Here is a 7,675-nt window from a genome sequence, read left to right as displayed (position 1 = left end):
GGGCGTTGGGCCGTTCCCGGGCCTGGAGGGCTCGGCCCGCACGAGGCGGCCTGCCGGAGAGACGGCGAACGCGGGTAGGGACGGCTTGGCACGGGGCCCACTTTTTGCGTTATGGGGCGTTGGGCCGTTCCCAGGCCTTGAGAGCTCGATCTGCACAAGGCGGCCTGCTGGAGCGACGGCGAACGTGGGAGGGAACGGCTTGCGGAGCGATGTCGTGGGGAATGCCCGCGACCCTGTGCCGGGCCGCGGCACACAGATCCAGGTCGACGGGGAGTCTACGGGCGGCGGCGCCCGAGTGGAAACGACCCGTCATCGTGGGCGCCCGAGTGGACGCGACGCGTCATTGTTGGCGTCAGCGCAGCAACTCGCGATGTCCACACCCAGTCGTCAGCGAGCGTCTCCTCGACGGGCGTGCGGTGTTAGCACTCCGGCGCTGCCGACTCTTCGGTGGTAAGACGGTGTCTGCACTCCGATGCAGGTAGTTCTTCGACGGCAACGCGGCTTCCCCGCTCAGGCGTTGGTGCCCCTCGGCGGTAACGCGGTGACGCATCCGGACTCCACTGCATCCAGCCGCTGGACTAACGCGGCGTGACGAGGCCGGCCTCGTAGGCGGCGATGACGAGTTGGGCGCGGTCTCGGGCCTGCAGCTTGGCCAGCAGGCGACTGATATGCGTCCTCACGGTCCCGGGACTCACTTGGAGCTGGGCACTCAGCTCGGCGTTGGACAGTCCGTGGGCGATGAGGGTGAGCACCTCGCGCTCCCGATCTGTCAACTTGCCGAGCCCGCGGAAGACCGGCTGGGCCGGCCGCCGGACGAACTCCGCGATCAATCGCGTGGTAACGCTCGGCGCGAGCAGCGTCTCGCCCGACGCGACCACCCGGATCGCCTTCAGAAGATCGTCGGGGGGCGCGTCCTTGAGCAGGAATCCGCTGGCGCCTGCCCGCAGCGCCGAATAGACGTACTCATCCAGGTCGAACGTGGTCAAAATGAGCACCCGCGTATCCCCGGCGATCTGCTTGGTCGCGGTGATGCCATCCATCTCCGGCATCCGGACGTCCATGAGCACCACATCGGGTGACTCCGTCCGCACAAGAGCCACCGCCTGCTGTCCGTCGGCCGCTTCCCCGACCACAGTGAGATCGTCCTCCGAGTCGATCAGCAAACGGAAGCTGCCACGCAGCAGTGCTTGATCGTCGGCGACGAGCACTCGAATCAAGAGATCTCCCACAACACGCCCACCGTCAGCGGGCTCGGCCTGATCCGCTGGACACTGTCCCAGTCGACGCCGCCTTCTGTCTTTATGCCACTCAACACCACAGATGCCGACTTACGCTCACGGTCCAACATCGCGCACCCCATGGCGGATCAACCCCTGACGCTCGCGCACAGATCGGGACAGGCCGGCAAACGGTGGGAGCGCGGTCGAAGGCGGGTGGCGGGCACAGCTCTCACCAGCCGGAACGGTCCCTCCACTGCCGACTTGCTGCCCCTCGCCGGGACACTCCCCACAGAACCGCCGCTGTCGCGGGACATCGCCGTCTTCGAGCTGCGTTGCACGGGTGTGGCGAAGCTCCCCAGAGCCCAAGCACACTGAGGGGTGGCGCCGCCCTGGGCATGGCGCCGTCCACGATATGGTCCCGAAGGCCCGACGCGAGGCGGAGCCGTACGTCGGGATCTCTGGTGACCGGCGTGAGCCGGGGATGACGTCCCGCAGAGCGGTGTAATTTCCCATCCGCTCAGCCCTGTTCGCCCACGTAGGAAACACACAACGAGATCGTTGATCCACCACTGGATGGGACACCACCGAGCCGGGGCGGTCAGTGGAGCTGTGCGCCGGGATTTCTGGTGATCGGCGTGAGCCCGGGCGGTCAGTGGAGCTGTACGTCGGGATCTCTGATGACCGGCGTGAGCTGGGGCAGTCAAGGGATCTCCCATGATGCGTACACGCCAAACCCGCTCCCCGGCAGAGGTCCGGCCTCGAAGGTGCCGCCGTGCAGTGTGGCCCGTTCACGCATTCCCCTGAGACCGTGTCCGCCCACCACGCCCGGCAGGCGTCGCTGCCCCGGCCCGTCGTCGACGACGGAGATGCTCAATATCCCATCGACCACCGACACGCTGGCCTGGCAATGGGCGGGAGCGGCGTGTCTGACGACGTTGGTGATCGCCTCCTGCACGATGCGGTAGACGGATAATTCCATGCTTTCGGGCACGGCCCCGCTCACCGAGAGGTCGACGCGCACGCCGGCCTCGGCTGCCCGGTGTGCCAGCGACGGCAGGTCGGCGAGGCCGGGTAGCGGCGCGTTGTCGGGTGTGCTGCCGGGTGCGCGCAGCGCGCCGAGGAACTGGCGCATCTCCACGAGCGAGCTGCGCCCGATCTCCTCGATGGCCCGTAACGCCTCGCGCCCTTCCTCCGGGTGCTTGTCCATGACCTTGGCCGCCACCCCCGCCTTGACGGTGATCACGCTCATCGAATGGGCGACGACGTCGTGCAGCTCGCGCACGATCCGCAGGCGCTCATCGACCACAGCCCTCTCGGCCTGCCTCCCGGCCTCGCGCGCGGCGAACTCGCGGCGGGTGCGTGCTGTCGTGCCGAGACTCCAGCTCGCCGTCAGGACGAGCCAGGCCATCCCGACGATGAAGACAGGGTTTGGCCAGCCGTCCGTCCGTGGTGCCGCGCTCATCGCCGAGGCCAGCAGGGCGCCTCCGTTGACGAGCAGGCCTGACACGAGGGCGATCGCCGAACGCCGTACGGGCCGGGTGCACGCCACCAGGTAGACGGTCAAGGCTGCCACCATGACCGGCATCAGCCGGTTCACCTGTAGCGCGAGCACCAGGAGGCCGGCCAGGAGCGCACCGTAGTATGCGGACTCCGGCCAGATCCGCCGCACCGCCACAGGTATCACGAGCAGCCAGCAGCTCAACGCGGACGCGGCGCTCACTTCCAGGCCGGGCGGATTCATCGTGGACGCCAGCGCGAGCAGCACCGCGACAATGGTGTCGGCCAGAATGAGCAGCCTGTGCGAGGGCCGTCGGGCGAGCAGGTTCACGGCCCGACGTTATCGATGAACGAGCGCGGGCGAATCGGAGCACGGGCCGTCAGACCGTAGTCGTACTCCGCTCTCACAGGCCTGCACCGTACGACCGTGGTCGGATAGGCAAGATCGGACCTGGCTTCGATGCGCGCACCCGCCGCCGTGCAGCATCGTGGCCCGCATGAATCGACGCGGACTCATCGCCCTGTGTCTCGCCGCCTGCCTCGCCGTGTCATTCGGCGGCATCGCGCTGGCCTCGGCGCGGGCGTATCGCCTCGTTTGGAAGGAGTGTGGTGACGGCTTGCGCTGCGCCGAGCTGGTTGTTCCCGTGGACTGGGCCGATCCGGGCGGGCCCAAGACCTCGGTGCACGTGGCTAAACTGCCCGCGACAGGCGCGAGCATGGGGCCACTGATCGTCAACTTCGGGGGTCCGGGCACCAGCACATCAGTGCTCAGGCGGAAAACCGGCCCCGACGCCCCACCGGAGCTACCGGCACTGCTCAACGAGCTGCAGCGCCGGTTCGACGTCATCGCCATCGATCCGCGCGGGCTGTCCGAGCCCCAGAGCGGCAAGAGAGCGAGCTGCGCGGAGCCAGATGCCTCCATCTTCGGCCTGATCCTTGCGCGGACGAAGCAGGACTGGGACGCCCACGCCGCCAAGAACGCCGCCCATCAGGCAAGCTGCCGCAAAATGGTCAAGTCGGCGTGGTACGGCATGACGGCTTGGAATGTGGCACATGACATCGACGCGCTGCGCGCCGCACTCGGCCAGGACAAACTCATCTACGCGGGCAACTCGTACGGAACCGTCTACGCCCAGGCCTATCTTGAGCTGTTCCCGCAGCGGGTCGGTCGGATGTACTTCGACGGAACCGCCGATCACACCCAGCAGGAATTCGAGTCCTGGATCCGCAACTACGCGTTCACGCAGGAGCGCCATCTCACCCGCTTCCGCGACTGGTGCGCCCGCCGCACCGACTGCGCTCTGCGCGGCACGGACGCCGCCAAGGCGTGGGACGAGCTCGTTGCCAGGATGCGCCGCGCGCCACTGCCGGCGTCGGCCGACCGGACGGTGCATGAGGGGCAGCTGTACGCCGGCGCGGTCAAAGGCATGAATCCGGCGTTCTGGCCCCAGCTCGCCACCGCAATCCGTAAGGCCCTCGACGGCGATGCCGGAGACTTCCTGACAAAGCTGGCGCCGGATCAGGGCGGCTCGTCCGTGAGCCAAGACTCCCTGTGCAACGACTTCATGCCGAAGCTGCCGACGTACGAGGAGTTCCAGGGCATCGAGGCCAGACTCCGTGAGATCGCGCCGAGATTCGGTTGGCTCGAGGGGCGCTTCGAGCTCGGGCGGTGCTGGGGGCGCGGCGGCGGCGCGTCCTGGGCGCCGCATCCGTTGCGCGTCAAGGACGTCCCACCGATCCTCTTCGCGATCGGGGAGCTCGACAACAACACCAACTATCTCGGGCAGCAGCACGTCGCCGAGCAGATTCCTTCCGCGCAGGTCCTGTGGCACGGCGACGGACACGCGTCATGGGCAGCCAACATCTGCCTGCGGCGGCACGTTTTCACCTATCTGACAACGGGCGCGCTGCCCGCTCCGGGCACACGCTGCCCCGCCGAACGCATCCAACAGGTGGGAAAATGATCGAAGTCGCAGATCTGACGAAGCTGTACGGCTCCACGCGGGCAGTCTCGGGACTGACGTTCGACGTCAAGCCCGGACAGGTCACGGGCTTTCTCGGGCACAACGGAGCCGGCAAGTCCACCACCATGCGAGTGATCCTCGGCCTTCACACGCCCACGACGGGCAAGGCGTTGATCAACGGCGTCTGCAAACGCGACCTTCAGGACCCCATGCGTCAGGTGGGTGCCATGCTGGACGCCGCCGAGGTGCAGGGCGGGCGCAGTGCGTTCGATCACCTCCAAGCGCTGGCGTATGCCGGCGGAATCGCGCGCGGCAGGGTCGTACAAGTTCTCGAGGAGGTCGGCCTGGCCGGAGCGGCGCGCAAGCGAATCGCCGGGTTCTCCCAGGGGATGCGGCAGCGCCTCGGCATCGCGGCGGCGCTGCTCGGTGACCCGGGCGTGCTCATTCTCGACGAGCCGGTCAACGGCCTCGACCCCGACGGCATCCGTTGGCTCAGGACGCTGCTGAGATCGCTGGCGGCCGAGGGGCGCACCGTTCTGCTGTCGAGCCATCTGATGACCGAGATGTCCCTCACCGCCGACCGGCTCATCATCATCGGCCACGGTCAGCTGATCGAGGACACCACGACAGCGGAGCTCCTGGCGCGCTTTCAAGGGGGCGTATTGGTCCGATCGCCCCATGCGGACCGCTTGGCCAGGGTGCTCGAAGCCGCGGGGGCAACCGTGCGCCCCGCGCAGAAGATGGGCGTGCGCCCCACGCACGAGACGGGCGTGCCCGCCGCAAGCGAAACCGCTCTGTCTTCGGCCCTTTCCTCGCAGGTCGGTGCCGCGTCTTCGGCTCTCTCCTCGCAGGTAGGTGAGGAGTTGCTGGTGTCCGGCTTGACCGCGGCCACCATCGGCGACGTCGCCCTGGCGAACGGCTGCGCCGTTCACGAACTGGCGCCGCGTCGGGCATCGCTGGAAGAGGCCTTCACGGAGATAACCAAATGATCAACGTCATCGCATCGGAATGGCTCAAGCTGCGCTCGCTCCGATCCACCTACTATGTCTTGGCCGCCACGCTCTCGGCCCTGGCGCTCACCGGCTTCGCCGCCTTCTCGATCTCGCACTACTTCGACACCAACGGTTTCGGCGGGGAGCCCGTCGGCACCGGGCTCAGCTTCGGCGCCGACATCACCCCCATACTCTTCGGCATGCTGGGCGTGCTTGCCATCTCCGGCGAGTACGGCACCGGCATGATCAGGCTGACGCTGACCACGATCCGGCGCCCTTGGATGCTCCTCCTGGCCAAGGCCGTCGTCGTGGCCGCCGTAGCCGCGGTCGCGGGCCAGGTGCTGGCGTTCGCCACATACTTCACCGCACAGGCAGTGGTGGGTGGGCGCCCGATCGGCGCCTCGTTCTCCGAACCGGCCGCCCTGACCGAGGTGCTGGGGACAGGCGCCAGCTCCGCTGTTGCCGCGGTGATGGGGTTAGGCCTGGCCACCATTCTGCGGTCGACACCGGGAGCGCTCATTGGGCTGGTTGCCTTCCTGCTTGCCCCGACCGGGCTGGAGCGCTTCGTCCCCGCTCCTTGGAACGACTGGATGAGCTCCCTGACGGTCTCGTCGTTGACAAGGCAAGTGGCCGGCGTTCCCGACTCCGGTGGCTTCGGTCCCGCCTCGGCCACCATCATCCTCGTGAGCTACGTCGTGATCTCCCTCCTAGCGGCAACCCTGGCGATCACCCGCCGCGACGCCTGACCGCAGCTGACCGAACGCACCGCCTCGTTCGAAGGGGCCAACGCGACGGACCGCCTGGTCGAAAGGGAGCAACGCGACGGACCGCCTCGTTGGAAGGGAGCAACGCGACGGACCGCCTCGTTGGAAGGAGGCAATACGATCGAGACAGCACTGATCATCCGCACCTCCAACGTGCGGGGCGCCTCTGCTGTGAGCGGCGCCTGCTCAACCCCCTGAGGACACAAGCCCTTTGGCTGTCAGGCGGGGGGCTGCGAGATCGAGATCGCAGTAGTTTCGCGGGTCTCAGCGGTTTGCGCCGTTGGTGACATGCGCCGGAGAAGTTCTGTGGGTCACAGAGGCTGGCCCGCGTTCGCAGATCCCATGGGGGGGCCGCCTTCGTGAGCGCACAGAGCGGTCCTGCCCACAATCGTGAGTGCAGGGCGGGCCTGCTTGTGTTCGTGAGCGCGCAGAGCGGTCCTGCCCACAATCGTGAGTACGGGCCGGGCCTGCTTGCGTTCGTGAGCGCACAGACCGGACCTGCCACGTTCCTGAGTACAGGCTTGGGCCTGCCGACGTTCGTGAGCGGATAGACCGGTCCTCGTGGGACCTTGTCGGTCGTACCTGACTCACCTGACAGATCCTCAACAAATACTCAACGTCCGGCTCCCTATCTTCCTCTCACAAGCTCGAACGGAAGATCTCGAACGGAGGAGCAGGACATGAAGCCGATCACGAAGCTCGCCACTGCAGTGGCCGTGACAGTGCTCTCGCTGGGCACGATGGACACCGCCGCACAGGCATCGGCGCCGCTCAGCACGTCGAACGTCTCCAGCGTCACCACCAGCGCCGCCGCCTACCTGGCCGGCGGCTGCCAGGCGGCGAAGAGCAACTACGGGAACATCAAGGCTTACTACTACACCCAGGGCAGGTACGACTACTTCAACCGGATCAACTGGTACCTCGGTGGCCCCGGCCTCAGGAACAAGAACAACGTCCGCCTGAGGATCCGCTTGGAGCGGCGGGGCCTGCCGGACAAGACGATCTGGTCGTACACGTCCGGGGACAACGTGTCGCCCGGCGGCGGCGGGAGGTCGGTCCCCAACATCCGGGTCAAGCGGAGCGACAAGGTCCACGTCGACTTCAACTTCGTCTTCGACCGTAGCGGCTCGGACCCCCACTGCGGCGACCGCACCAACAGCCTCTGATCGCTAGGGTCCCTGACTGTTTGTAGGCGGTCTTGACCACTCGGAGGGTGGCGCGCCACGGGCGCGCCACCC

6 protein-coding genes are annotated in these 7,675 nt (G+C 67.3%); 4 read left to right on the top strand and 2 right to left on the bottom strand.

The window, feature by feature from the left end; all coding sequences use genetic code 11:
• Nucleotides 1-578: 578 nt before the first annotated feature.
• Nucleotides 579-1,217: a response regulator transcription factor gene (locus tag AB0B64_RS60610; protein ID WP_358207588.1), complete on the bottom strand. Its 639-nt coding sequence runs from the start codon at nt 1,215-1,217 to the stop codon at nt 579-581.
• A 703-nt stretch (nt 1,218-1,920) separates the two neighbouring features.
• Nucleotides 1,921-3,048, bottom strand: a complete 1,128-nt coding sequence (locus AB0B64_RS60605; protein WP_358207583.1) for a sensor histidine kinase — start codon at nt 3,046-3,048, stop codon at nt 1,921-1,923.
• Between the two features lie 166 nt (nt 3,049-3,214).
• Between AB0B64_RS60605 and AB0B64_RS60600 the strand changes: the two genes are divergently transcribed.
• From AB0B64_RS60600 to AB0B64_RS60585, 4 genes are all read left to right on the top strand, one after another.
• Complete coding sequence (locus tag AB0B64_RS60600) at nt 3,215-4,681, top strand: alpha/beta fold hydrolase (RefSeq protein ID WP_358207593.1); 1,467 nt, start codon at nt 3,215-3,217, stop codon at nt 4,679-4,681.
• Nucleotides 4,678-5,670 (top strand): ATP-binding cassette domain-containing protein, encoded by a 993-nt coding sequence (locus AB0B64_RS60595; RefSeq protein ID WP_357961675.1) that lies wholly within the window; start codon nt 4,678-4,680, stop codon nt 5,668-5,670. The genes AB0B64_RS60600 and AB0B64_RS60595 overlap by 4 nt, the downstream gene beginning before the upstream one ends.
• Nucleotides 5,667-6,419 (top strand): ABC transporter permease, encoded by a 753-nt coding sequence (locus AB0B64_RS60590; RefSeq protein ID WP_358207575.1) that lies wholly within the window; start codon nt 5,667-5,669, stop codon nt 6,417-6,419. Before AB0B64_RS60595 ends, AB0B64_RS60590 begins: the two co-directional genes overlap by 4 nt.
• A 698-nt stretch (nt 6,420-7,117) precedes the next feature.
• On the top strand, nt 7,118-7,603 hold the full coding sequence (locus AB0B64_RS60585) for a hypothetical protein (protein WP_357961680.1): 486 nt from the start codon (nt 7,118-7,120) through the stop codon (nt 7,601-7,603).
• Nucleotides 7,604-7,675: the final 72 nt, after the last annotated feature.

The organism is Nonomuraea sp. NPDC049129 (assembly GCF_040648495.1).
Classification (GTDB): Bacteria; Actinomycetota; Actinomycetes; order Streptosporangiales; family Streptosporangiaceae; genus Nonomuraea.
Note: the sequence above shows the minus strand (reverse complement) of the source record. Positions and strands in the feature narration are given on the sequence as shown.

Bases quoted from the DNA above. Each gene is read 5' to 3' on its own strand.
- AB0B64_RS60600 (WP_358207593.1), top strand. From the start codon at position 3,215: ATGAATCGACGCGGACTCATCGCCCTGTGTCTCGCCGCCTGCCTCGCC.
- AB0B64_RS60595 (WP_357961675.1), top strand. From the start codon at position 4,678: ATGATCGAAGTCGCAGATCTGACGAAGCTGTACGGCTCCACGCGGGCA.
- AB0B64_RS60590 (WP_358207575.1), top strand. From the start codon at position 5,667: ATGATCAACGTCATCGCATCGGAATGGCTCAAGCTGCGCTCGCTCCGA.
- AB0B64_RS60585 (WP_357961680.1), top strand. From the start codon at position 7,118: ATGAAGCCGATCACGAAGCTCGCCACTGCAGTGGCCGTGACAGTGCTC.